This is a genomic window from Albimonas donghaensis (assembly GCF_900106695.1).
GTDB lineage: Bacteria > Pseudomonadota > Alphaproteobacteria > Rhodobacterales > Rhodobacteraceae > Albimonas > Albimonas donghaensis.
Genome location: NZ_FNMZ01000001.1, coordinates 70,174 through 93,549, shown reverse-complemented (window position 1 = coordinate 93,549; position 23,376 = coordinate 70,174). Strand labels below are relative to the sequence as shown.

At 72.8% G+C, this 23,376-nt stretch carries 22 protein-coding genes; 4 read left to right on the top strand and 18 right to left on the bottom strand.

Going from position 1 to position 23,376, the window contains the following annotated elements; genetic code table 11:
• Nucleotides 1–196 precede the first annotated feature (196 nt).
• The 10 genes from BLV24_RS00410 to BLV24_RS00365 all read right to left on the bottom strand — a co-directional run bounded on the left by BLV24_RS00410 (nucleotide 197) and on the right by BLV24_RS00365 (nucleotide 13,135).
• The gene (locus tag BLV24_RS00410) at nucleotides 197–1,633 is read right to left on the bottom strand and encodes a BatD family protein (RefSeq protein WP_092679178.1); all 1,437 of its coding nucleotides are present in this window, start codon (nucleotides 1,631–1,633) and stop codon (nucleotides 197–199) included.
• Nucleotides 1,630–3,228, bottom strand: a complete 1,599-nt coding sequence (locus BLV24_RS00405) for a vWA domain-containing protein (protein WP_092679177.1) — start codon at nucleotides 3,226–3,228, stop codon at nucleotides 1,630–1,632. The genes BLV24_RS00410 and BLV24_RS00405 overlap by 4 nt, the downstream gene beginning before the upstream one ends.
• Nucleotides 3,225–4,349 (bottom strand): VWA domain-containing protein, encoded by a 1,125-nt coding sequence (locus tag BLV24_RS00400; protein WP_092679176.1) that lies wholly within the window; start codon nucleotides 4,347–4,349, stop codon nucleotides 3,225–3,227. The genes BLV24_RS00405 and BLV24_RS00400 overlap by 4 nt, the downstream gene beginning before the upstream one ends.
• Nucleotides 4,346–4,981, bottom strand: coding sequence for a DUF4381 domain-containing protein (locus BLV24_RS00395; RefSeq protein ID WP_092679175.1), 636 nt, complete (start codon nucleotides 4,979–4,981; stop codon nucleotides 4,346–4,348). The genes BLV24_RS00400 and BLV24_RS00395 overlap by 4 nt, the downstream gene beginning before the upstream one ends.
• Nucleotides 4,978–5,979, bottom strand: coding sequence for a DUF58 domain-containing protein (locus tag BLV24_RS00390; protein ID WP_092679174.1), 1,002 nt, complete (start codon nucleotides 5,977–5,979; stop codon nucleotides 4,978–4,980). The genes BLV24_RS00395 and BLV24_RS00390 overlap by 4 nt, the downstream gene beginning before the upstream one ends.
• 20 nt (nucleotides 5,980–5,999) lie before the next feature.
• Nucleotides 6,000–7,025, bottom strand: a complete 1,026-nt coding sequence (locus tag BLV24_RS00385; RefSeq protein WP_092679173.1) for an AAA family ATPase — start codon at nucleotides 7,023–7,025, stop codon at nucleotides 6,000–6,002.
• 8 nt (nucleotides 7,026–7,033) lie between these two features.
• On the bottom strand, nucleotides 7,034–8,053 hold the full coding sequence (locus BLV24_RS00380; protein WP_092679172.1) for an HAD family hydrolase: 1,020 nt from the start codon (nucleotides 8,051–8,053) through the stop codon (nucleotides 7,034–7,036).
• Nucleotides 8,054–8,151: 98 nt separating this feature from the next.
• A complete protein-coding gene (locus BLV24_RS00375; protein ID WP_092679171.1) occupies nucleotides 8,152–9,720 on the bottom strand; it encodes an arylsulfatase in 1,569 nt (522 codons plus the stop codon).
• A gap of 124 nt (nucleotides 9,721–9,844) precedes the next feature.
• Nucleotides 9,845–11,428 carry an arylsulfatase gene (locus tag BLV24_RS00370; RefSeq protein WP_092679170.1) on the bottom strand — a complete coding sequence of 528 codons (1,584 nt, stop codon included), beginning with the start codon at nucleotides 11,426–11,428 and terminating at the stop codon, nucleotides 9,845–9,847.
• A 546-nt stretch (nucleotides 11,429–11,974) separates the two neighbouring features.
• Nucleotides 11,975–13,135, bottom strand: coding sequence for an alpha-D-ribose 1-methylphosphonate 5-triphosphate diphosphatase (locus BLV24_RS00365; protein WP_092679169.1), 1,161 nt, complete (start codon nucleotides 13,133–13,135; stop codon nucleotides 11,975–11,977).
• A gap of 104 nt (nucleotides 13,136–13,239) precedes the next feature.
• Here BLV24_RS00365 and BLV24_RS00360 point away from each other — a divergent pair, with 104 nt between their 5' ends.
• The 3 genes from BLV24_RS00360 to phnE are packed head-to-tail and all read left to right on the top strand — an operon-like array spanning nucleotide 13,240 to nucleotide 15,744.
• The gene (locus BLV24_RS00360; RefSeq protein WP_092679168.1) at nucleotides 13,240–14,100 is read left to right on the top strand and encodes a PhnD/SsuA/transferrin family substrate-binding protein; all 861 of its coding nucleotides are present in this window, start codon (nucleotides 13,240–13,242) and stop codon (nucleotides 14,098–14,100) included.
• Between the two features lie 2 nt (nucleotides 14,101–14,102).
• Complete coding sequence (locus BLV24_RS00355) at nucleotides 14,103–14,915, top strand: phosphonate ABC transporter ATP-binding protein (RefSeq protein ID WP_245710316.1); 813 nt, start codon at nucleotides 14,103–14,105, stop codon at nucleotides 14,913–14,915.
• The gene (gene phnE / locus BLV24_RS00350; protein ID WP_092679167.1) at nucleotides 14,908–15,744 is read left to right on the top strand and encodes a phosphonate ABC transporter, permease protein PhnE; all 837 of its coding nucleotides are present in this window, start codon (nucleotides 14,908–14,910) and stop codon (nucleotides 15,742–15,744) included. Before BLV24_RS00355 ends, phnE begins: the two co-directional genes overlap by 8 nt.
• 47 nt (nucleotides 15,745–15,791) lie before the next feature.
• Here phnE and BLV24_RS00345 read toward each other — a convergent pair whose 3' ends face one another.
• The 8 genes from BLV24_RS00345 to BLV24_RS00310 are packed head-to-tail and all read right to left on the bottom strand — an operon-like array spanning nucleotide 15,792 to nucleotide 22,056.
• Nucleotides 15,792–16,328 (bottom strand): DUF3299 domain-containing protein, encoded by a 537-nt coding sequence (locus BLV24_RS00345; RefSeq protein ID WP_245710315.1) that lies wholly within the window; start codon nucleotides 16,326–16,328, stop codon nucleotides 15,792–15,794.
• Entirely contained in the window at nucleotides 16,325–16,846 is a 522-nt protein-coding gene (locus BLV24_RS00340; RefSeq protein ID WP_092679166.1) for a DUF3299 domain-containing protein, read from the bottom strand. Before BLV24_RS00340 ends, BLV24_RS00345 begins: the two co-directional genes overlap by 4 nt.
• Nucleotides 16,843–18,090, bottom strand: coding sequence for an ABC transporter permease (locus BLV24_RS00335; protein WP_092679165.1), 1,248 nt, complete (start codon nucleotides 18,088–18,090; stop codon nucleotides 16,843–16,845). The genes BLV24_RS00340 and BLV24_RS00335 overlap by 4 nt, the downstream gene beginning before the upstream one ends.
• Complete coding sequence (locus tag BLV24_RS00330) at nucleotides 18,087–18,839, bottom strand: ATP-binding cassette domain-containing protein (protein WP_092679164.1); 753 nt, start codon at nucleotides 18,837–18,839, stop codon at nucleotides 18,087–18,089. Before BLV24_RS00330 ends, BLV24_RS00335 begins: the two co-directional genes overlap by 4 nt.
• Complete coding sequence (zrgA, locus tag BLV24_RS00325) at nucleotides 18,836–19,486, bottom strand: zinc uptake protein ZrgA (protein ID WP_092679163.1); 651 nt, start codon at nucleotides 19,484–19,486, stop codon at nucleotides 18,836–18,838. The genes BLV24_RS00330 and zrgA overlap by 4 nt, the downstream gene beginning before the upstream one ends.
• Nucleotides 19,487–19,517: 31 nt before the next feature.
• A complete protein-coding gene (locus BLV24_RS00320; RefSeq protein ID WP_281242880.1) occupies nucleotides 19,518–19,871 on the bottom strand; it encodes a DUF6525 family protein in 354 nt (117 codons plus the stop codon).
• A 47-nt stretch (nucleotides 19,872–19,918) separates the two neighbouring features.
• Nucleotides 19,919–21,142: a GTP-binding protein gene (locus tag BLV24_RS00315; protein ID WP_092679162.1), complete on the bottom strand. Its 1,224-nt coding sequence runs from the start codon at nucleotides 21,140–21,142 to the stop codon at nucleotides 19,919–19,921.
• Entirely contained in the window at nucleotides 21,139–22,056 is a 918-nt protein-coding gene (locus tag BLV24_RS00310; RefSeq protein ID WP_092679161.1) for an NAD(P)/FAD-dependent oxidoreductase, read from the bottom strand. The genes BLV24_RS00315 and BLV24_RS00310 overlap by 4 nt, the downstream gene beginning before the upstream one ends.
• Nucleotides 22,057–22,354: 298 nt before the next feature.
• Between BLV24_RS00310 and BLV24_RS00305 the strand changes: the two genes are divergently transcribed.
• Nucleotides 22,355–23,338, top strand: coding sequence for an ABC transporter substrate-binding protein (locus BLV24_RS00305; protein WP_092679160.1), 984 nt, complete (start codon nucleotides 22,355–22,357; stop codon nucleotides 23,336–23,338).
• Nucleotides 23,339–23,376: the final 38 nt, after the last annotated feature.

The following is a 23,376-nucleotide window of genomic DNA, read 5'->3' as shown; positions in this document are numbered from 1 at the left end:
GCGCGCGGGGCCGTCGCACTGGCGACGGGCTGGGGGCGGCCCTTGTCGTTGCGGTTAACCTTCCGCCGGCCGAGGGTCAAGCGCGATCACGTCCCGAAGCCGGCCGCGATGCGGCGGCGGGCCTCGGGGCGCGGGCGCCGGGCGCCCGATCCGCATGCGGTCCGCGACGCCGCGCCGGGCATCGCCAAGCCGCCCGTCACACCGGGTTGAGCGGCGGAAGCGCGGCGGCGTCCCCGCCTCCGCCGTCTCGTCCCTGACGGCGCGCGGCGGGCAAGGCGGCGGCGAGCGCGGCCCAGGCGGCGGCCTCGGCCTCTTCCGCCCCGCCCTTCGCCCTACCTTTCGCCCCCCCTTCGGCCGCGCCGTAGCGCGCGGCGCCGAGTTGCAGGAGCGCCGCGGAAACCGCCGGGTCCCGGCGCGGATCCGCCCCCGCCACCCGTCCCGCCCAAAGGTCCAGCACCGGGCGCAGGGCGGCATGGTCGCGCGCCGCGACGACCCGGCGCAATCCGGCCCAGGCATGGGCCTCCGACGCCAGCCGCCCCGCCCGCCGCGCCGCCAGCGACCGGCCCAGCGGCGGGCCGGCCAGCCGCGCCAGGCCGACCAGCAGCGCCAGCCCGGCCAGCGCCGCCGCGCCCCGGACCGCGAGGCTCGCCCAGTCCCGCGGCGCCGCCGCCGCCCGCGCCGGCGGCCCGTCGACCGAAAGCGGCACGGCCGGGACCGTGGCCTCGCGCACCTCTCCGGCATCAAGGTCGAACCATCGCAGGGTCACGGCCGGAAGCTCGCCCGCCCCGCCGCCCTCGGCGACCAGCGACATGCGCTCGACCCGCGCGCCCCCCGGCCCGTCGCGACCGTCGGTCTCGCTCACCTGCGGCGGGTCGGGATAGGCGGCGAGGCCGGGGATCGCGGCGGGGGGCGCGAGCGTGGGGAGAAAGATCGGCGACACCCCCTCCACCGTCGCGGTGAGGGTGACGGTCACGCTGTCCCCCGGCGCCATGCCCTGCCCCGGCGCGTCGGGGTCGGCCCCGGCGGCGTCGCCCGCAGGCTCGACCAGGCGTTCCAGCCTGAGGCCCGAGGCGGCGATGAAGGGATCGAGCCCCTCGGCACCCTCGGGAACCACGCCGCGGAAGGTGACGGCGTCCACGGGCAGGTCGGCGGTCAGGTCCTCGCCCCCGTCGGGATCGGACCAGGTGACGCGCACCTCCTGCGCGGGGACCGGGATGTCGCCGGGGATCATCGGCGCGATCCGCCAGCGGCGCGAGACGCCGGACCAGGTCTCCGCCCCCACCCGCTCGCTGACCGGCGACGTGGCGCGGCCCGGCAGGCGGACCAGCAGGTTGGGCGCCTCGAAATCCGGCCAGTCCGGGGGCCTGGGCATGAAGGTCGGGACCAGAACCGTGAGGCGCAGGGTCAGGGGCTGGCCGGGCACGGCCTCGGCGGCGTCGAGGTCCAGACGCAGGATCGGCCGGGTCGGCGCCGTTTCGGCGGCGGCCGCGGGGGCGCTGTCGGCGCCGCGGGCCACCGCCTCGCGGTTGGCCTCGATCTGCTCGGCGCTGCGGCCCTGGGCGGCGGCGGAGCCGGAGACGGCCGAAGCGGCGAGAACCGCGGCGACGACGAGACGCGAGGCGCGAAGGCTCATTCCGGCGCCTCCTGTCCAGCGGCGCCGGGGGCGGGCCCGGCAGACGGGTCGGGCGCCGACGCGGCGTTGTCCGCGGCCGGCCCCCGGGCCGCCTCCAGCGCGAAACGCTGGCGCAGGAAATCGGCGGGGCGGGTGTCCACGGCGTTCATCCACTGCTCGGTCGAGGGCATGGCCTCGGCCTTGTCGCCAGGGGCGGGCGCCTCCATCTCCTGGCCGCGGTTCGCCTCGTTGTCGTAGGTCTCCTCGTCGGCCCTCAGGTCCGGCTGCTCGCCGGTGTCCGACTGTTCCTGCGCGTCCTCCACATAGGTCACGATGCGTTTGGCCAGCGCCAGGTTGGCCGCCGCGTCGGCGAAGTCCGGGTCGCGCTCCAGCGTGGTCTCGAACGCGCGGACGCCGTTGCGATAGGCGTGGTCGCGGATCGCGGCGAGGCCCTGGATGAAGGCGGCTTCGGGGGTGGAGAGGCGGGCCAGAACCTCGCGCGCCTCGGCGTAGCGCCCGGCGCGGTAGAGCGCGTAGCCGCGATGCAGCGGGTCGGCGTAAAGGTCCGAGGCCGCGTGGAAATCCCCGCGCCGGGCGGCGAGCTCGCCCTGCTGGTCGGGGGTGAGGAACCAGTCCGCGATCCCCTCGGCCCGCGCGCCCCCGGGCGCGAAGGCCGCCCCGGCGACGACCAGCGCCAGCGCCGCCCAGCGCATGGTCCAGCCGCGGCGGAACCAGATCAGCGTCAGCGCCGCCGCCGGCCAGGCCAGCCAGCGGCCCCGGTCCTCCCAGGGCTGCTCGGCGTTCTCCAGCTGCGCCCGGCGCCAGGCGGCGTCCAGCGCGCGCTCCAGCCGGGCGAGATCCGCGTCATCGGGCGTGACCTGCGCCACCGGCGCGTCCAGCGCGTCGATCCCGCGGTCGCGCACGCCCTCGGGCAGCAGGGCGAGCACCGCCAGCGGCGCCCCGGCGGCGTTCAGCGCGGCGACATCCGCCGGGTCGATCGCGTCGGTCACCAGCAGCACCCCGCCCGGCGCGTTCTCCTGCGCTAGCATGGCGAGCGCGAGCGCCAGCGCCTCGCCGGCCCGGTCGCCCGCCTCCGGCATCACCTCGGGCGTCAGGGCGCCGAGATAGGGGGTCATGACGTCCGGGTCCTCGGTCATCGGGACCACGCTGTGGGCCGTGCCGGCATAGGCGATCAGCGCGGTGCGCGCGCCGGCGCGACGTTCGAGAAAGCCGCGGATCTTCTGCTTGCCCCGCTCCAGCCGCGAGGGCGCGACGTCGCCCGCGGTCATCGAGGGCGCGACCTTCAGGATCGCGGCCACCGGCGCGGATTGCGCGGCGAAGGGGTCGGGGACGCGGGACCAGGTCGGCCCGGCGGCGCCCAGCGCGGCCAGCGCGAAGGCCATCGCCGCGCCGTCGAGCGGGCGCAGGCGGCGGCGCGAGGCCGCGCCCACGGTCAGCGCGGCGCGCAGATGGGGGGCGAGGGCCTGCGCCCCCGTCTCCGCCCGCAGCCGCCCGCGCCGGGCGGCCCACCACAGCGCCGCGATCACCGGCAGCAGGACCAGCAGCCAGGGGCGCAGGAAGTGGAACGCCTCGAGGAACAGGGCCGGGTCGGTCACGCCGCGTCCTCTCTGGATTCGGGCCCGGCTTCGGGCCTGGGTTCGGGCCCGGCTTCTGGCCCGGCTGCGGGCGCGATGTCGGTCCCGGCCCGGTCCCGGCCCCGACGCCCCCCGCCCGCGCGCAGCCCGCCCCCGCCCGCGCGCAGCCCGCCCCCGGCGGCGCCCAGATGCAGGGCGGCGGTGGCGGCCATGCCGATCAGCGCCGCGGCGGTCAGCGGGATCCAGGCCAGCGCCTGCCGGGGCCGCCAGGACAGGGTCTCCACCTCCCGCGGGGCGAGCGCGTCGATGCTTGCGTATACCGCCTCCAGCGCGTCGGCGTCTCCGGCGAAGAAATACCGCCCCCCGGTGCGCGCCGCGATGTCCTTCAGCGCGTCCAGGTCCACCCGGTCCTCGCCCGAGGCCTCGGGGTCGCCGACGCCGATGGTATGGATCTCCACCCCCCGATCCGCGGCGATCTCGGCGGCGTTGACCGGGCTCATCCGGCTGGCGGTGTCGGCGCCGTCCGAAAGCAGGATCAGCAGGCGCTGCTCGATCTCCGAGGCCTCGAAGGTCCGGATCGCCAGCCCGATGGCGTCGCCCAGCGCGGTATGCGGCCCGGCCATGCCGACCTCGGTGCGCGCCAGCAGCTCCTCGATGGCCGACAGGTCCTCGGTCAGCGGCGCCTGAAGATAGGCCTTGGAGCCGAACACGATCAGCGCCATGCGGTCGCCTTCCCGCCCCGCCACGAAGTCGGAGACCACGTCGCGCACGGCGGCGAGGCGCTGCTGGGGCGGGCCGTCCTCGGTCGCGAAATCGCGCGTGTCCATGGAGCCCGAAATGTCGATGGCCAGCGCCACGTCGCGCGCGGCGCGGGTGACCTCGACCGGGTCGCCGACCCGCTCCGGCGCGGCGAGGGCCGCGACCAGCAAGAGCCAGACCAGCGCCGCAGCCCCCATCTGGAGGCGGGAGCGGGCGAGCACCACGGCGCCGCGGCGGGGCTCGGCCCCCGCGGCCTCGGCGATGCGGCGGAAGAAGGGGAAGCGCAGGGCGGAGGCGCGTTCGCGATGCGGGGGGACGAGCCGCCAGATCAGCAGCGGCAGGGGCGCCAGCGCCAGCGCCCAGGGCAGACCGAGAGAGATCATCGCACGGCCTCCGGGGCGCGGTGGCGGCGCACCCAGTCGGCCGCCGCGGCGCCGAGGCCGGGGACCGCGTGCGGGCCGGGCGCGTAGGGGGCGGCGATCAGGGCGGCGCCGGGACCGTCGGAGAGACCGCCGCCCGCCCCGGCGCCGGCGGTCTCGTCGAGGAAGCGCAGCCATGCGGCGCCATGGAGGCCGGCGACCTGCTCGCGCGGATAGGCGACGAGGGCCGTGCGGCGCAGGATGGCGGCGACCGCCGCCGGATCGTCGCCCGCGCGCGCCAGCGCCGCCAGCGCCGCGCGGCGATAGGCGTTCGCCCGGCGGCGGCGCGCGGCGCGGATCGCGACCAGGGCCAGAAGGATCAGCAGCACGACGCCCGCCACCGCCCAGCCGGCGGTCTGGGGCGCCATGGAGATCGGCGGCGGCGGAACCGGCTGGGCGAGCTGGTCCAGCAGACCGACCAGCGATTCCGGCGGGGTCACGACACCATCGGCGCCGGAAGCGGAGGTGGAAGCGGAGGTGGTGTCCGCGCCGGCTTCGACCGCGACGCCCGCGCCGGGCGCCGCCCCGGCCCCCGTTTCCGGGGCGCCGGGCGGGACCGCGCCGGGCGCGCCCGCGTCAGGCGCCGCGTCGCTCATCGCCCGCCTCCCGCGCGGCCGGGGCCGAGGCCCATCAGGCGGCGCATCTGGGGCAAGGTCTCCTCCCCCGCGCTCAGCGGCAGCAGCGGCACGCCGAAGCTGCGCTGCCAGTCCAGCGCCTCGGCCAGCCGCCCCTCGGCCATGTCGCGCAGACGGCGATGGGTGGCGCGGTCGCCGGTGTCGACCTCGGCCTGCAGCTCGCCGTCCGAGACCAGCAGGCGCAGGCCCTCGGGCAACGTCTCGGCCAGCGGGTCGGTGACCACGCCCAGCACCAGGTCATTGCGCCGCGAGAGGGTGGAGACCAGCCGCCGCGTCTCGTCGTCGATCACGTCGAAATCCGAGATCAGGATCACCAGGTGATTGCGCGGCGCGATCCGCGCCACCGCCCGCAGCACGCGGGTCAGCGACACCGGCGCCACCGCCGGCGCCTCGGCATGCAGGGCGCCGTTGGCGACGACCAGCGCGGTCAGCAGACGGTCGAGCGCGGCGCGGCTGCGCTGGGGGCGGATCTCGGCGATGGTCTCGTCGCCGAAGACGATGCCGCCCACCCGGTCGCCCTGGTCGAGGATGCGGAAGGCGGCCAGCGCCGCCGCCTCGGCCGCCGTCACCGACTTCATGTTGAGCCGCGAGCCGAAGAACATCGACATGCGCTGATCGACCACGATCAGCGCGGGGCGGTCGCGTTCCTCGGTCATCACCCGGACATGGGGGCGGCCGGTGCGGGCGGTGACCTTCCAGTCGATGGCGCGGATGTCGTCGCCGGGGAGGTAGCCGCGCAGCTCCTCGAAGTTCAGCCCCCTGCCCCGCATCCGCGAGCCGTGCCGGCCGTTGAGCGCCGAGCGCGCGGGCTGGCGGGGCAGAAAGGACAGCGCGCGCGCCCGCCCCTCCAGCCCCCGCAGCCCGGCGAGGGAGACATGCACCCGCGGGTCCGCCTCCGCCTCCGCCGGGGGCGGCGGGACGTCGAGGCCGAGGCGGGTTCGAGCGGCGCGGTCGCGCATCGTGAAAACCCCTCCGCCGATCAGGGCGCCGCGACGCGGGCGAGGATCTCGGCCGTCACCTGGTCGGGGGCGACGCCCTCGCCCTGCGCCTCGTAGCTGAGGCCGAGCCGGTGGCGCAGCACGTCGGGAACCACCGCGCGCAGGTCCTCGGGGTCCACGTAATCGCGCCCCGCGAGCCAGGCATGGGTGCGCCCGCAGCGATCCAGCGCCAGCGAGGCGCGGGGGCTGGCGCCCACCTCGATCCAGCGGGCGAGATCGGCGGAGAAGGCGTCCGGCCTGCGGGTCGCCTGCACGAGATCGGCCATGTAGCGGGCCATGGCGGGGGCGACGTGGATGGCGCCGATCTCCGCGCGCGCCGCGAAAACCGCGTCCTGCGGGATCGGGGGCGGCGGCGCGGCGCCGGGAGTGGCGGCGAGAGAGGCGCCGGGGGCGGAGGGCGACGCGGCGGTCAGGGCCGCGACCTCCTCGGCCCGGACCATCTCGATCACCGCGACCTCGTCCTCCACGGGCGGATAATCCACCCGCACATGCATCAGGAACCGGTCCATCTGCGCCTCGGGCAGCGGATAGGTGCCTTCCTGCTCGATGGGGTTCTGGGTGGCCATGACCATGAACAGCGGCGGCATGGCATGGGTCCTGCCGGCGACGGTGACCTGCCGCTCCTCCATCGCCTCCAGCAACGCCGCCTGGACCTTGGGGGGGGCGCGGTTGATCTCGTCGGCCAGCACGATGTTGGCGAAGATCGGCCCCGGCTCGAACCGGAATTCGCCGGCGCCGGAGGCCTGGTGATAGACCTCCGTGCCGGTGACGTCCGAGGGCAGCAGGTCCGGCGTGAACTGGATGCGCGAGAAATCGCATTCCATGTTCTTCGCCAGCGCCTTGATGGCCCGGGTCTTGGCGAGCCCCGGCAGGCCCTCGACCAGCAGGTTGCCGTTGGCGAGCAGGCCGATCAGCAGCCGCTCGATCACCTCGGCCTGGCCGACGATGCTGAGCGCCATGCGCGCGCGCAGCGCCTGGACCGCCTCGCGGGGGGGGATGTCGGTCATCGCGCCGCTCATTCGCCGCCGGTCCAGATGCGGGTCCAGTCGGCCTTCATGTCGACCAGCAGCCAGCCGCGGCCCTCGGCCTCGTCCAGCCCCTGGTTCAGCACGCCGATATGGCCCTCGCGGTCATAGGCGAATTCGCGCGCGCCGTCGGTGTGGTGGACCAGCAGGCCCAGCGAGGGGCCGTCGCCCGCGGTCACGTAGTCCAGCATGGCGAAATCGCCGTCGGAATTGCCCGCGGCGAGGATCGGGCGCACGCCGATCTGCTGGTCGATGCCGACCGGCTTGCCCTCCTTGTCGTCGACGAGGCTGACGCCGCCGTCCTTCATCAACGCCTTGCCCTCGGCGTCGTAGGAGAGGTTCCCGCGCGAGCCGATCACCTGCCAGGGCGGGATGCCGTAGGCGTCCTGGGCCACGGCGCGGATGAAATGCACGCCGCCGCCCGAGACGATCCAGGTCGAGAACCCCTCGTCGCGCAGATAGGACAGAAGCTCGATCATCGGCTGGTAGGTCATCGCGGCGTAGGGCAGATCGGAGGTCGGGTGCGCCGTCTCCGCCAGCCATGCGGCGGCGTCGGCCTGGAAGGCCTCGACGCTCATGCCCGCATGGCTGACGTCGACGACCTCCAGCAGGCCCTTCACGCCGCCGGCCATCATGCCCTCCATGTCCCCGGCGGCGGCGGCCTTGAGCACGTCGGAGGTGAGGATGGACGGGTCGGCCTCGGCTTTCGTCTTCAGCACGTCCAGCGCGAAGAGCAGCTGGAAATAGGCGGGCTGCTCGGACCACAGCGTGCCGTCATTGTCGAAGACGGCGATGCGGCGGGCGGGGGTCACGTAGTCTTCGGAGGCCGGGTCGGTGACCGCCTCGACGAAGGCCTCGATCCGGGCCTGCGCGCCGTCATCGCGCCAGGAGGGCAGCGGGTCCGCCGAGGCCGCGCCCGGCAGGGCGAAGGCGGCGGCGAGAACGCAGGCGGGGATCAGGGCGGGGATCAGGGCGGGGGTCTGGGCGGAAACGGAAGCGTTGGGGCGCATGGGCTCGTCCTTCGGTGGGGGACCCGGGCCGCGCGATCGCGGCCCGGGTCTCTGGCCTGTCCGGAAAGGGGCGAGGGGCGCGCGCGGCGCCCGGCGCCTTACTGCTTGGGCTTGAAGCCCTGCGCTTCGAGACGCTTCATCAGCTCCGCGTTGCGCAGGGTGTCGTAGCCGAGATTGGCGGCGGTCAGCGACGACCCCGCCTGGTAGGGATAGTCCGCGAAGGTCGAGAAGAACTCCTTGATCGTCTCCTGCACCGGCACGAAGGTCCACATGGTGTTCTCCGCATACCAGCGGATGTACATGCCGGATTCGAGCCAGGCCTTCTCATAGGGATCGGCCCGCAGGTTGATGACCGTGGGCCAGGAGGTCACGTCGCGCGTCGCCTGGGCGATGTTGCCGTTGAGCAGCGCGAAATGGGTCTTCCAGGGGCCGACCCGGACGGCGTTCAGCTCCCCCCCCTGGGAGAAGTAGAACATCTCCTTGCGCGGGCCGGCTTCGACCTCGCCGCTGAAGAACGGCATCATGTTGTAGCCGTCGAGATGGACCTTGAACTCCTTGCCGTTATAGGTCGCGCCGGCCTTCATGCTCTCGACCACATCGGCGTCGCCGGCGGCGGCGGCGAAGGTCGGCAGCCAGTCCTCATGCGCGACGATGTCGTTGATGATCGTGCCTTCCTCGAGCACGCCCGGCCATTTCACCAGCAGCGGCACGCGGAACGCGCCCTCGAAGGTGTCGCCCTTCTCGCCGTGGAACGGGGTGGTGCCGCCATCGGGCCAGGTCACGGCCTCGGCGCCGTTGTCGGTCGAATACATGACGATGGTGTTGTCGGCGACGCCCAGTTCGTCGAGCTTGTCGAGCAGCTGGCCCACATGGCCGTCATGCTCCACCATGCCGTCGGGATAGAGCCCGACGCCGGTGACGCCCTGGGACTCGGGCTTCAGATGGGTCCAGACGTGCATGCGGGTGGCGTTGAACCACATGAAGAAGGGCTTGCCCTCGGCGGTGGTCCGTTCGAGGAAATCGAGCCCGGCGGCGAGGAACTCCTCGTCCACGGTCTCCATCCGCTTGGTGTTCAGCGGGCCGGTGTCCTCGATCTCGCCGTCGGCGGTCGACTTGATGACGCCGCGGGGGCCGTATTTCTCGCGGAACTCCGGATCCTTGGGGTAGTAATAGCCCTCCGGCTCCTCCTCGGCGTTGAGGTGGTAGAGGTTGCCGAAGAACTCGTCGAAACCGTGATTGGTCGGCAGGTGCTGATCCTGGTCGCCGAAATGGTTCTTGCCGAACTGCGCGGTGGCGTAGCCCTGCTCCTTGAGCACCTCGGCGATGGTCGGCGTCCAGTCGGGGATGCCGTGGTCCGAGCCGGGCATGCCGATGGTCAGCAGGCCGGTGCGGAACGGGCTCTGCCCCAGCATGAAGGCGGCGCGGCCGGCGGTGCAGCTCTGCTGGCCGTAGGCGTCGGTGAACATCGCGCCTTCCTTGGCGAGCCGGTCGATGTTCGGGGTCTGGTAGCCCATGATCCCGTGATTGTAGGCGCTGATGTTGTGCACGCCGATGTCGTCGCCCCAGATCACGAGGATATTGGGCTTTTCGGAGTCCTGGGCCGCGAGCGGTCCGCCGAAGACGAGCGTCGCGGCGGCGGCCGCGACGAGTGTTCTTGCCAGCGTCATGAGGTCTTTCATCCTGTGCGAGAGAGGATGCCCGGTCAGGGGGCAAGCGTGTCGGCCGCCCCCGCGACGGGGCGGCCGAAGACGGGCCGGGGAGCCCGCCGTTCAGGCGATCACGCGGGCCGGCTCACTGGGCCGGGGGCGTCATCTTCTCCATCACCTGGTCGAGCGAGAAGCTCGCCGCCTTCTGGCGCGGCGGGAATTCCTGGAAGGTGGCCAGGAAGTTCCCGACATAGGCCTGGGCCGGCACCAGCATGTAGGCCCGGTCCAGCAGCCAGTCGTAATAGGTGTTGGACGTGCGGTAGGCCCGTTCGTAGGGATCGCGGCGCAGGTTGGTGATCAGGGGCACGCGCAGCTCGGTCAGCGGCTCCATCCAGGCGCGGAACGTGGCCCAGGCCTTCTGCTCCAGGAAGGTCAGCTTCCAGTCGTTCCAGCGCAGCGCGGCCAGGTCGCCGTCATCGGTGAAGTAGAAGATCTCCTCACGCGGGGACTTGTCGGCCTCGCCGATCAGCAGCGGCATGATGTTGTAGCCGTCGAGATGCACCTTGTACTCGCGCCCGATGGCCTGGACGCCGCCTTCCAGCAGCTTTTCCTTGATCTCCGGCTCGCCGGCGATGGCGGCGAAGGTCGGGAGCCAGTCCATGTGGTGCACGATCTCGTTGTTGATCGAGCCCTCCTCGATCCGGCCGGGCCAGCGCACCATGGCGGGGACGCGCCAGGCGCCTTCCCACTGGGTGTTCTTCTCGCCCCAGAACGGGGTCATCGCCGCGTCGGGCCAGGTGTTCATGTGCGGCCCGTTGTCGGTCGAGTAGAACACCACCGTGTCGTCGGCGATGTTCAGCTCGTCGAGCTTGTCGAGGAACTGGCCGATATGCAGGTCATGCTCGACCATGCCGGCCTGGTATTCGTCCAGGTGGCGGCCGGCCATCTGGTCGGCGGTCTCGCGCATTTCCGGCTTCACATGGGTGCGGAAATGCATGCGGGTGCCGGACCACCACACGAACCAGGGCGTGCCCTCGGCGGTCTTGCGCTCGATGAAGTCGAGGGCGGCGGCGACGGTCTCGTCGTCCACCGTCTGCATGCGCTTCTTGGTCAGCGGGCCGGTGTCTTCGATCTGGCCGTCGGCGGAGGACTTGATGACGCCGCGCGGGCCGAACTTGTCGCGGAAGGTCTGGCCGTCGGCCATCACCATCTCGCCGGGATAGTCCTCGTTCTCGGGCTCCTCCTCGGCGTTGAGGTGGTAGAGGTTGCCGAAGAACTCGTCGAAACCGTGATTGGTCGGCAGGTGCTCGTCCTTATCGCCGAGGTGGTTCTTGCCGAACTGCCCGGTGTCGTAGCCCTGCGCCTTGAGGATGCCGGCGATGGTCGGGTCCTCTTCCTGCATGCCCAGATCGGCGCCGGGCAGGCCCACCTTGGACAGGCCGGTGCGGAACACCGACTGGCCCATGATGAAGGACGACCGGCCGGCGGTGCAGGACTGCTCGCCGTAATAGTCGGTGAAGATCATGCCCTCTTCGGCGATCCGGTCGATGTTGGGGGTCCGGTAACCCATCATGCCCATGGTGTAGGCGGAAATGTTGGACTGGCCGACATCGTCGCCCCAGATCACCAGGATGTTGGGCTTTTCGGCGGCGTCCTGCGCCGTAGCCGGACTTGCCGCAAAGGCGGCGATCGCGGCCAGGGCCGCCGCCGCCAGGGATGTCTGTCGCATCAGGTGACTCGCTTGACGTTGGGAACGACGATGATCCGTCCGCGGTCATGGCGAACGGCAGGCGGGCGTGAGAGATACCCCCGCCCCGCAGGGGCGCGCCGTCGCGGGCGCGCAGGCATGGCCATGCTCTTGACGGTTGAGCACGGCCGCCGCCGAAGTCTACGTCGACGATGCGTCAGGCAGGTGACGGCCCGAGACATGAGGCGCCGCCACGGCCGGGCGCGATTCCGCCGCCGACTGTGCGAAACTAGCACGCAGAAATCCACACGCGCTATCGTTGTTTAGGCAAACTCGCCCAGGGGGAGAGCGTTGGGGCTCGGAACCACCTATCTTCAAGTATATGAATTTCATGGTTTTCCCCGCTCGAAACGGTTGAGACCGGCGCGGGTTCCCCCCATGCGGGGTCCGCACGGACCTCCGCCCTGCGCAGGGGTGAAAACACGTCCTGGAGCCGCCTTCCCCCCGGTCCGGCGAGGCCGAACCCGCTGCCCGGGACGCCCGTCGCCATGCACCCTGCGGTGGAGCCCGGCTTCGGGCCGCCCCGCCTCAGGCCGGCACGGTCGCGCCGGCGATCCTCCAGGGCTCCGCGCACCAGGCCGGAGCGCCGCCGACGAACACCGCGACCACCCGCGCCCGCGGCCCGTCGCGCCGGATCAGCACGAGATCGCCGCGCATCCCGGGCGCCAGAGCGCCCCGGTCGCGCAGCCCCATGGCCCGCGCCGGCCCGGCCGAAACCAGGCCCCACACGGCCTCCGGCGCCATGTCCCCCCGCGCCAGAAGGCGCGCCGCGGCGGCGAGCGGCGCGGGGTAGTAATAGTCCGAGGCCAGCGCCGTGCAGAGCCCCTCGGCCGCCGCGGGCTCGGCGTCCAGCGCGCCGATATGGCTGCCGCCGCGCACCACGTTGGGCGCGCCCAGGACCACGACCTCGCCGGCCTCGGCCGCCGCCGCCGCCGCCTCGCGCGACAGCGGAAACTCGGAGACGTCGATCCCCAGCGCGCGGTTGGCGCGGCGGGTCGCGGCGTCCGGCTCGTCATGGGCGAGCCGGGGCGCCCCGGCCCGCGCCGCGGCGGCCGCAAGCCGCGCGATGGCGGGCGCGACCTCGTCCCGGCGCGCCGCGAGCCGCCCGATCATCTCCCGATACGCCTCCACGCTCAGCCCCGAGCGCGCGGCGTATTTGTCGAGGCTTTTCGCCATCCGGGTCGTGGGATCGAACAGGCCGGTGAAATGGTCGTTGAAGGCGATCGCCGGGCGCGGCTCCAGCGCCAGCCACGCCTCCACCTGCTCCACGGCGTCGAGCGCATAGACCTCCCAGCGCAATTGCAGGCGCATGTCGCACGCGAAGGCGCCGCGCAGGCGGGTCCAGGCCTCGACCAGCCTGCGCGCGGTGTCCAGGCTGCGCAGCCCCGGCTCCCAGCTGATGGTCACGGCCAGCCAGGCGGTGGTGATGCCGTTGGCGGTGAGCTGTCGGTCGGTCTCGGCCAGCGCGATCTCGGGGTCGAAGAGCACGCCGGGGCGGGGCGAGAGGTTCCGCTCGAACCCGTCGCCATGCAGGTCGATCAGCCCCGGCGCCACCGTCAGCCCCGAAGCGTCGAAGACCTGCGCCCCTTCCGCCCCCCGCGCGTCGATGCGCCCGCCGGTCAGATGCAGCAGGTCGCCCGCAGGCGCGCCGGGGCCGAGCGGCGCGCCGCCGCGGAGGGTCCAGTCCATGGGTGGGTCCTTCTTCTCGAAACCGTTGAGGAAGCGTCACGCATCCGTCGCGCAAGGCGCATACCAGCGGCTGAAGACGTTTTTATCTCAACGAGGGGCATCTCATGCTGAAAACCGTCATCGCCGCGACCGCCATGCTGGCCGCCGGCGCGGTCTCCGCCGCTGCCGAACCGCTGAAGTTCGCCGTCACCGATGTCGAGGGGCTGGAGCAGCTCACCCAGGAATTCGGCGCCTTCGAAGCGGCGCTGGAGGCCTCGACCGGGCTGGAGATCGACCTTTACCCGGTGTCCTCGCGCACCGCGGCGGTGGAGGCGATGAACGCCGGCCAGGTGGACTTCGTGCTGACCGGCCCGGCGGAATACGTGGTGATCAAGGCGCTGTCGAACCCGGTGATCGTCGCCGCCTGGCAGCGTCCCGACTATTTCGCCCAGGTCGTGGCGCTGGCCGACGGGCCGGTGAAGACGGTCGAGGATCTGCGCGGCCAGGTGGTGACCTTCGGTTCGGTCGGCTCGACCTCCCAGCATCTCGGGCCGGCGCAGGCGCTGTCGGATCTCGGCCTGAAGCTGGGCGAGGATTACGAGGCCCGCATCATCAACCGCAACGTGGCGGTCGAGGCGATGGTCAACGGCGACGTCGCCGCGGTGGGGATGAACTTCGGCCATCTCAACAAGATCCGCGAGGCCTTCCCCGACGTGGCCTTCCAGGTGGTCGCCCGCGGCCGCGACCTGCCCAACGACATCCTCGTGGCCCGCGCCGACGTGGATCCGGCGGCGCTGGAGAAGGTCCGCACGGCCTTCGTCGAGGACGGCCGGGCGCTGATGGCGTCGGTGCTGAAGGGCGACGACAACCAGAAGTACAAGGGCGGGTTCTTCCTGACCGGCATCGAGGACAGCGACTACGACTACGTCCGCGACATGTACAAGACCATCGGCATCGACACCGTCACCGATTTCGTCGGCGACTGATCTTGCCGGATCTCGAGACGCTGACGCGGCGGGCCGACGCGCCCGCCGCCGCCCCCTTCCACGCCGCGCCGGACACGTCCGGGGCGGCGTGCCGCGTCACCGGCCTCGTGGTGCGCCGCGGCGCGCGGGAGACGTTGCGCGGCGTGGATTTCACCCTCGGCGCGACCGAGCGCGTGGCCCTGATCGGCCCCAACGGCGCCGGCAAGACCACGCTGCTCAACGCCGTGGTCGGGCTGGTCCCCGCCGCCGGCGGCGCGGTGGAGACGCTGGGCGAACGGCTGGACCGCGCCCGCGGCCGGGCCCGCGCCCGGGCGCGCACCGGCTTCGTCTTCCAGAAACACGGGCTGGTGCGCCGACGCTCGGCGCTGTCCAATGTCGTGCATGGCCTGATGGCCCGCCCCGGCGCCTGGCGCGGCTGGTCGGCCGCCATCGCCCCCGCCCCGTGGCGCGCGGACGCGATGGAGGCGCTGGCCGAGGTCGGGCTCGCCGATCGGGCCGGCGACCGGGCGGATCGCCTCTCCGGCGGGCAGGCGCAGCGGGTCGCGGTGGCCCGCGCGCTGGTCAGCCGGCCGCGGCTGGTGATCGCCGACGAGCCTACCGCCTCGCTCGACCCCGCGGCGGGGCGGGAGGTGATGGAGCTGTTCTCCGCCCTCGTCGCCCGGCGCGGCGCGGCGCTGCTGTTCACCACACACGACATGGAGCACGCGCTGGCCTACGCCGACCGGGTCGTGGGCCTGCGCGACGGCCGCATCGCGCTGGACCGCCCCGCCGCCGACTGCGCGCTGACCGACCTGGAGGCGCTGTTCGATGGCTGACCGGACGCTGGATTTCCCGGGCATTCGCCCCGCGCCCGCCCCCCTGCCCCCGCCCTCGCGGCTCAGCGGCGGCTCCCCGCTCAGCTTCGCTCTGATCGTGGCGGTGCTGGCGCTGATCGTGGCCAGCCTCGGGGACGTGGCGCCGTCTCCCGAGCGGCTGGCCGAGGGCGGGCCCCGCATCGCCCGGCTGGTCGGCCGGATGCTGCCGCCCGAGACCGACCCCGCCTTCCTGCTGCGCATGTTCTGGAGCATCGTGGAGACGCTTCAGATCGCGCTGGTCGGGGCCTTCTTCGGGGTGCTCGTCTCGCTGCCCTTCGCCTGGGCCTCGGCCCGCGGGGTGACGCCGTTCGGGCGCGGGGCCTTCCTGTTCAAGGCCACCGTGTCGCTGGCGCGCACCGTGCCGGACCTGGTCTGGGCGCTGATCTTCGTCTCGGCCGTCGGGCTGGGCGCCGTGGCCGGCACCATGACCATCGCCGTGGACACGCTGGGCTTTTGCGGCCGCTTCTTCGCCGAGGCGATGGAGGAGACCGAGGCCGAACCCCGGCAGGCGCTGGAGACCATTGGCGCCAACCGCTGGGGCGTGCTGTTCGGCGCGGTGCTGCCCGACGCCCTGCCCTCGATGATCAACGCCTCGCTCTTCGCGCTGGAAAAGGCGGTGCGGTCCTCGGTGGTGCTGGGGCTGGTGGGCGCGGGCGGCATCGGGCAGGAGCTGAAAACCGCCTTCGACCTGTTCCAGTATCAGAAGGCTTCCGCGATCATCCTCGCGGTGTTCGTGATCGTGCTGGCGATGGAGTGGCTGACCGACCGGCTCCGCGCCCGGGCACGCTGAAGGCAGGGGCGCGCTGAAGGCGAGGGCGCGCTGAAGGCGAGGGCGCGCTAGCCGCCATAGGCCTCGATCCGGTCGGCGGAGAGCGCGTAGCCCACCTCCGCCAACCGGGTCGAGGTCGCGGCCGCGCCGAACATCCCCGTCACCGTCACCGGGGCGAACAGGCCCTCGGCCTCGTAGGGGCGTTCGGACGTGACCAGCACAAGCTGGTTGGCCGGGGGCGGAGGCACATGGATGCAGGCCCCGACATAGGGGACCAGCATGAACACCCGCACCCCGGCCCCGTCCTGGTCGAGCGGGATGACGAAGCCCGACAGGCGCACGATGCGGCCGTTCCAGTCGCCGCGCACGCCCGAAGACGCCGGCTGCCCGCTCGCCATCGCGCTTTCGTCATGGGGGATCACCCCTTCCAGCGAGGGCGACAGCGGCGGCTGGCCCTGCGGGATCAGGTCATCCCAACCGAGGTCCACGACATCTTCGGCCTGCGCGGACGCGGCCGCCAGGCCCAGCGCCGCGAGGCCCAGCGCCGCGAGGCCCAGCGCCGCGAGGAAGGCGGCCAGGACGCGGCGCCGGGACGCGCGGCTCACCACTGATAGGCCTCGACCTTCTCGGCCTCGATCCGGTAGCCGGTCTGGGCGACCTCGGTGGAGGAGAGCTGGGCCGTCATGCGCCCGAACACCCAGACCGCGTCCCACAGGCTCTCGCTCGGCCAGGGGTCTTTCGCGGAGACCAGCACCAGCTGGTTGGGCGGCGGCGGGGGGACGTGGATGCAGGCGCCGACATAGGGGACCAGCACGAAATCCGTGACGCCCTCGGCCCCCATCTCCAGCGGGATGATGTAGCCCGGCAGCTTCACCAGCGCGCCGTCCAGCTCGGGGTTGAGCTTGGCGCCGTGCTCGTCGAACTCGGGCACCCAGACGTCGTTCACGGCGTCGAACTTGCCGTCGCCGACGATCTCCGAATAGGGCTCGCCGGGGGGGATCAGATCCTCCCAGGTGATTTCGCGGAAGGCCGCGGCGAAGGCCGCGCGGGGCGCGACGCTCAGCGAGGCGGCCGCGGCCATCAGGCCGAAACGCCGGCGGGTTATCATGTGCGCTTGAGTCATGTTCTCACCATCATGCCATCGGCGAGGGACAGGCGATAGGCCCGGAGCGCGGGCAGCAGGCTGGCCAGCGCCGCCGCGCCGATCACGGCGGCGAGCGTCCACAGCTCGCGCGCGTTGGGGGGCTCGATCGGCAGCCAGATCCCGAAGGCCGCGTCCACCAGCGGCCGCCCGGCCGCCAGCCCCGCATAGAGCAGCGCCGCCCCCAGCACGGCCCCGGCGGCGGCCATCAGCATCGCCTCCAGCACCAGCAGGCCGAGGATCGTCGCCGGCCGCGCCCCCATCGCCCGCCAGATCGCCATTTCGCGCCGCCGCTCGTTGAGCGTGGAGAAAATCATCGCCGTCATGCCCAGCAGCGCCGTCAGCACCACCATGGCGGAGACGCCGACCAGCGCGGTTTCCGCCACCCCGACGATGGCCCACAGCTCCTGCAACGCCACGCCGGGGAGAATCGCGAGCAGCGGCTCCTCGGGATAATCGTTGATCCAGCGTTGCAGGGTGAAGATGCGCAGCCGCGATTTCACCCCGACCAGCGCCGCGGTGATGGCGGTGGGCGTCAGCTCCATGGCCCGGATCGCCTCCACCGGCGTGGCGGCGCCGGTCTTGCCGCCGCCGCGCCAGTCCACATGGATCGCCTCGATGGCCTCCAGGCTGACGATCACCGTGCGGTCCACCGGGGTGCCGGTCCTGGCCGTGATCCCGGCGATGCGGAACGGCTGGTCGTCATGGTCGGTGAAAGAGGCGAGCCCGTGGGAGACCACGATCGGGTCGCCGACCTCATAGCCCAGCGCCGCGGCCACATCCGCCCCGATCACCGCGTCATAGAGGTCGTCCAGCCCCCGCCCTTCGGCGAATTCCAGCGACCGGCCGCCGCGGTATTCGTAGCGGCGGAAGAACTCGGGCGTGGTGCCCATCACCCGGAATTCCCGGTGGCTGTCGCCGAGCGAGATGGGCACGGCCCAGTCCACCTCGGGGCGCGAGGCGATGTCCTGGAAGCTCTCCCAGCTCACGTTGTTGGTGGCGTTGCCGATGCGGAACACCGAGTAGAGCAGCAACTGCACCGAGCCCGAGCGCGCGCCCACGATCAGGTCGGTCCCCGAGATCGTGTCGGCGAAGCTGGCCCGCGCCCCGGTGCGCAGTTTCTCGACGCCGAGGAACAGCGCGACCGACAGCGCGATGGCGAGCACGGTCATGCCCACGGTCAGCGCGCGGGCGAAGAGCGAGCCGATGGCGAGACGCAGGATCATGGGTTTCGCTCCGCCGCGGCGATGTCCTCGATCCGGACGACCCGGTCGAAGCGTTCCCCCAGCCGCGGGTCATGGCTGACCATCAGCAGGGAGGAGCCCGCGTCCTCCGCCTGCCCGAACAGCAGGCCGAGGAACGCGTCCTGGGCGGCGGCGTCCAGCGCCGAGGTCGGCTCGTCCGCCACGATCAGGCCCGGGCGCCCGATCAGGGCGCGGGCCACGGCGACGCGCTGCTGCTGGCCGACGCTGAGCCGGCCGGCGGGGGTTTCGGGCGCGTCCGCGGGCAGCCCCAGCGCCGCGCAGAGCCGCCGGACCTCCGCCGCTCCTTCGCCGGCCCGCGCCCGGCGTTCGGGGGCGAAGCGCAGGGGCAGCAGGATGTTGTCGGAAACGCTCGCATAGGGCAGCAGGTTGAACTGCTGGAAGATCACGCCGATGCGCTCGGCCCGGAAACGGTCGCGGGCGCCGGCGGAGAGGCCGCGCAGATCCGTCCCCGCCACCGCCACCACGCCCGCATCGGCCGCCACGATCCCGCAGATCAGCGACAGCAGCGTGGACTTGCCCGAACCGCTGGCGCCGAGCAGCAGCACGCTTTCCCCCTGCGCCAGCGAGAAGTCAGGGCAGCGCAGGCCGAACCCGCCCCGTCCCCGCCCCGCGCCCGGCCAGGCGAAGGCCACGTCGCGGAGCGCGAGCGCCGGACGGGGTTCGGCGCGCGGAGCGGGGGCGAGGGCGGGAGCGGGTTCGGGTCGGCTCACTTCAGGGACAGCTCCGCTGCGTCGCGCGTGATCTCGGCGGAGCCCGCGCCCGCATCGGTGACGTATTGCGCCTCGATCTCCTTCGCGGCGCCGAAGCGCTCGAAGAAGGGGAAGGCGAGGGCGGTCAGATCCTCGGGGTGTTCGCAGGCGAACCGGTAGCGGACGTGGAATTCGCTGTGCTCGGCGCCGGCTTCGTGGTCGTCGCCGTGTTCGTCCCCGTGGTCGTCCCCATGGCCGTCGTCGTGATGCGCCTCGTCGGCATGGTCGTCGGCGTGGTCCTCATGGTCCCCGTGGCCGTGCTCGTCCTCGTCATGGTCGCCGCCGCCATGCAGATGCGCCAGCACCTCGGTCAGGCGGCATTCGGCGGCGTCCGGAAGGGTCACGACGTTCTCGGGCGTCAGCAGGACCCGGATCGCGGCCTCGACCGCGTCCTTGTCCGCGTCCGAGCTCGCCGCGTATTCGAAGCCGACGATGTCGGCGCCGGGCGAGGTCAGGTTGATCGCCACCTCGCCGCCCTCGACGGCCAGTTCCAGCGTGCTGACGCCATGCTCATGGGCCTCCATTTCGCGCTTGTCCTGCGCGTGGAGGGGGGCTGCGACGAGGATCGCGGCGGCGGAGGCCAGCAGAGCCAGACGAGCGGTTTTCATGACGGTTCCTTCCTTGACGATTATGGTCATTTCAAGCACGCGCCCGCAACGTCGATGCGACAGGGGAGCGGATTTCGGGGGGAGCGCCGGGCGCCATGGCGTCGCGCATCAGCGCCCGGCGCTCGGCCCGGGTCAGGCGGGCGAGCGCGGCCTCCACGCTTTCGCCCCGCGCCATGGCGCGCCGCCAAATCCGGCGGCAGGAGGCGGACGACCAGGGCCGCGCGGCCTCGGCCAGCCAGCGGCGCAGGGGCGCCGGCAGGGCGTCGAAGGCGCGCATCGGGTCTTCCTCGCGCCGGCGCCGGGGCAGCCGCGTGGCGCCGAGATCGCCGGGGCGGGCCCCGCCGCTCCCGCGTCTTGCGCGCGGGCCGGGGCGATCACCGGCCACAGCCGCGGCGGCCCGCGATGCGGGGGAAGCGATGTCGGCGGCGAGCCTCATGCCGCCGCCTCCGCCCGACGCCAGGCGGGGAACGGGTCGGGCATGTCGGGCAGCGCGTCGGGCCCGGCGGCCAGCGCCTCGGGGATCAGCGCCGCGTCCAGCCGCGCCTTGACCGCCGGCCAGTCGATCCCCGCGCCGATGAACACCAGCTCCTGACGCCGGTCGCCCCAGGGCTCCTGCCAATGGGCCTTCATGTAGGCCCGCGCGGCGTCGTGATCGGGGCGTCGGGCCTCCGGAACCGCCGCCCACCAGGTCCCCAGCGGCGCCACCGAAGACAGCGCCCCGGCCAGGGAGAACTCCGCCACCCAGTCAGGGCGCGTGGCGATCCAGAAATGCCCCTTGGCGCGGATCACGCCGGAAAGCGGGCCGTCGAGAACCGCCATGATCCGCTCGGGCGCGAAGGGGCGGCGGGCGCGGTAGACGAAGCTGGCGACGCCGTATTCCTCGGTCTCGGGCACATGGTCGGCGAAGCCGTACAGCTCCTTCGCCCACATCGGATGTTCGTGCGCCTTGTCGAAGTCGAACAGCCCGACGCCGAGGATGTCGTCCGGCGCCACGGCCGAGAAATCCGCCTCGATGATGCGCGCGTCGGCGTTGAGGCTGCGGATGATCTTGCGGGCGGCGTCGACCCGCTCCGGCCCCGCCGCGGTGATCTTGTTGAGCACCACGATGTCGGCGAACTCGATCTGGTCGGTGAGCAGGTGGACCAGCGTGCGCTCGTCCCCCTCGCCCAGCGTCTCGCCGCGATCCGACAGGAAATCGTGGCTGGAATAGTCGCGCAGCAGGTTGGCCGCGTCGACCACCGTGACCATGGCGTCGAGCCGGGCGACGTCCGACAGGCTCTCCCCCTCCGCATCGCGGAAGTCGAAGGTGGCGGCGACGGGCAGCGGCTCGGAGATGCCGGTGCTCTCGATCAGCAGGTGGTCGAAGCGGTGCTCGGCGGCGAGCCGGCGGACTTCGGCCAGCAGGTCGTCGCGCAGGGTGCAGCAGATGCAGCCGTTGGACATCTCCACCAGGGTCTCGTCGGTGCGGCTCAGCTCGGCCCCCGCGCGGACCAGATCGGCGTCGATGTTCACTTCGGACATGTCGTTGACGATGACCGCGACGCGCAGGCCCGCACGGTTGTTGAGCAGGCGGTTGAGCAGCGTGGTCTTGCCGGCGCCGAGAAAGCCGGACAGCACGGTCACGGGAAGTCGGGCGTCGGGTTGCGGGGCGGTCATGCGGCGATCTCCAGCGGCGGGACGAACCCGGGGAACAGAAGCGAGGCGTGGCAGGCGACGCCGGACTGGGCGCCGTCGGCGAGGGCGAAGTTGATGTTGGGCATGGGGCGGGCGAGATCGCCGGCGGCGAAGACGCCCGGCAGGCTGGTCTGGCCCATCGGGCCGACGCGCAGGAAACGCCCCATGGGCCCCTCGTCGGCGGCGCAGCCCAGCCGGGCCGCCGGGCTCCCCTCCAGCGTGGCGCGGGGGGCGAGGAACAGGGCCCCGACGCGCGCGGTCCCGCCGCCGGTCAGGAAGAGATCGGCGCCGGCGTCGTCGGCGCGCACCGCCTCCACCCCGCGCGGGTCCGCGAGAACGCCCGCGGCCTCCAGCGCGGCGATATCCAGCCCCTCCGGCCCCGCGCCATATAGCGTGACCCGGTCGCTCCAGTCGGCGCGCAGCATCAGGGCCTGATGCGCCGCCGTCGGGTGCAGGGCGAGCACGGCGAGCGGCGCCCCCTTCACCTCGTAGCCATGGCAATAGGGGCAGTGCAGGACGCGGCGCCCCCAGGCCTCGGCGACGCCGGGGATCGGGGGGAGCACGTCGCGCTGCCCGTGGGCCAGCAGGATGCGCCGGGCGGCGACCCGATCGCCGCCCGCCAGCCGAACCTCGAACCCGTCCGGGCCGCCGGAGACGTCCTCGGCCGTCCCGGCGCGCAGCGCGACGGTCGGATAGGCGGCGAGGTCGGCGCGGAAGCGGGCGAGGATCTCCGCCGGCGGCCTCCCGTCCCAGCCCGCCGCCCCATGCGCCCCCGGCGAGGTCCGGTTGCGCGGCGCGCCCGCGTCGATCACCAGCACGGAGCGGCTGGCGCGGCCGAGCTGGAGCGCTGCGGTCAGTCCCGCGAAGCTCCCCCCGATGACGGCGACATCGAACATGGCGAAATCTCTCCGGTCCCGGAAAGGCGCTTTCCGGGTCACTGTGGTCTCGGATCTGAAACGGGGGATCGGGCGGCGCGGGCGCCTGGCCCGCACGAGATGTCCCGCCGCATCGGCTTCGGCGGAGATTGTTACTGTATAACATAACATGCGACAAGCCGGTTTCGCGACCGGATCGCCCCGCATAGGCGCCGCATAGGCGCCGTGCGATCAGGGCTCGCGTCACCGACATATTAATGCAATCGAGCCGAGTTAAACGGAGGCCGATCCTCCCCCCGACCCTGACAGCGGAGCTCGTATGAGACCCCTCCTGACCGCCCTCGCCCTTTCCGCCGCCGCGCTGACCACCGCAGGCGCCGCCTCGGCGCAGGAAGGCCCGCTGGTGCTCTACACCTCGCAGCCCAACGCCGACGCGCAGGCCACCGTCGACGCCTTCATGGCCGCCTATCCGCAGGTCGAGGTCGAGTGGGTGCGCGACGGCACCACCAAGATCATGGCCCGCCTGCGCGCCGAATTCGAAGCCGACGCCCCGCAGCCCGACGTGCTGTTCATCGCCGACATGGTGACCATGGAGGGCCTGAAGCGCGAAGGCCGGCTGATGGCGCATCCGGAGGCCGACGTCTCGGCCTATCCGGCCGGGCTGCACGATCCGGAGGGGTATTACTTCTCCACCAAGCTGATCACCTCGGGCATCGTCTACAACACCGCCTCCGACGCGGCGCCGGCGACCTGGGCGGACCTGGTGGAAGGCCCCTGCGCGGGCAAGGTGGCGATGCCCTCGCCGCTGACCTCGGGCGCCGCGACCATCCACATGGCCACCCTGACCGCCAACCCGGAGCTGGGCTGGGACTACTACGCCAAGCTGGCCGAAACCGGCGCCGTCGCGCAGGGCGGCAATGGCGGAACCCTGAAGGCGGTGGCCGGCGGCGAGAAGCTGTGCGGCGTGGTCGTCGACTTCCTGCCGATCCGCGAAGCCGCCAAGGGCGCGCCCGTGGCCTTCGTGTTCCCGCCGCAGGGCGTCTCGGCGGTGACCGAGCCGGCGGCGATCCTCTCCACCGCGAAGAACCCCGACGCGGCCAAGGCCTTCATCGACTTCCTGGTCTCGCGCGAGGGGCAGGAGCTGGCCGCGCGGATGGGCTACCTTCCCGCCCATCCCGACGTGACCCCGCCCGAGGGCTTCCCGGCGCGGGCCGAGATCAAGCTGATGGACTTCGACCCCGCCGACGCGCTTGAGAACGACGCGGCCCACAAGGCGAAGTTCAACGCGCTGTTCGGCGGCTGATGGCCTTCGGCGTCACGAGCCCCGCGCGCGGGGTCGCG

Bases quoted from the DNA above. Each gene is read 5' to 3' on its own strand.
- BLV24_RS00410 (WP_092679178.1), bottom strand. From the start codon at position 1,633: ATGAGCCTTCGCGCCTCGCGTCTCGTCGTCGCCGCGGTTCTCGCCGCT.
- BLV24_RS00400 (WP_092679176.1), bottom strand. From the start codon at position 4,349: ATGATCTCTCTCGGTCTGCCCTGGGCGCTGGCGCTGGCGCCCCTGCCG.
- BLV24_RS00395 (WP_092679175.1), bottom strand. From the start codon at position 4,981: ATGAGCGACGCGGCGCCTGACGCGGGCGCGCCCGGCGCGGTCCCGCCC.
- BLV24_RS00390 (WP_092679174.1), bottom strand. From the start codon at position 5,979: ATGCGCGACCGCGCCGCTCGAACCCGCCTCGGCCTCGACGTCCCGCCG.
- BLV24_RS00385 (WP_092679173.1), bottom strand. From the start codon at position 7,025: ATGACCGACATCCCCCCCCGCGAGGCGGTCCAGGCGCTGCGCGCGCGC.
- BLV24_RS00380 (WP_092679172.1), bottom strand. From the start codon at position 8,053: ATGCGCCCCAACGCTTCCGTTTCCGCCCAGACCCCCGCCCTGATCCCC.
- BLV24_RS00375 (WP_092679171.1), bottom strand. From the start codon at position 9,720: ATGACGCTGGCAAGAACACTCGTCGCGGCCGCCGCCGCGACGCTCGTC.
- BLV24_RS00370 (WP_092679170.1), bottom strand. From the start codon at position 11,428: ATGCGACAGACATCCCTGGCGGCGGCGGCCCTGGCCGCGATCGCCGCC.
- BLV24_RS00365 (WP_092679169.1), bottom strand. From the start codon at position 13,135: ATGGACTGGACCCTCCGCGGCGGCGCGCCGCTCGGCCCCGGCGCGCCT.
- BLV24_RS00360 (WP_092679168.1), top strand. From the start codon at position 13,240: ATGCTGAAAACCGTCATCGCCGCGACCGCCATGCTGGCCGCCGGCGCG.
- phnE (WP_092679167.1), top strand. From the start codon at position 14,908: ATGGCTGACCGGACGCTGGATTTCCCGGGCATTCGCCCCGCGCCCGCC.
- BLV24_RS00340 (WP_092679166.1), bottom strand. From the start codon at position 16,846: ATGACTCAAGCGCACATGATAACCCGCCGGCGTTTCGGCCTGATGGCC.
- BLV24_RS00335 (WP_092679165.1), bottom strand. From the start codon at position 18,090: ATGATCCTGCGTCTCGCCATCGGCTCGCTCTTCGCCCGCGCGCTGACC.
- zrgA (WP_092679163.1), bottom strand. From the start codon at position 19,486: ATGAAAACCGCTCGTCTGGCTCTGCTGGCCTCCGCCGCCGCGATCCTC.
- BLV24_RS00315 (WP_092679162.1), bottom strand. From the start codon at position 21,142: ATGACCGCCCCGCAACCCGACGCCCGACTTCCCGTGACCGTGCTGTCC.
- BLV24_RS00310 (WP_092679161.1), bottom strand. From the start codon at position 22,056: ATGTTCGATGTCGCCGTCATCGGGGGGAGCTTCGCGGGACTGACCGCA.
- BLV24_RS00305 (WP_092679160.1), top strand. From the start codon at position 22,355: ATGAGACCCCTCCTGACCGCCCTCGCCCTTTCCGCCGCCGCGCTGACC.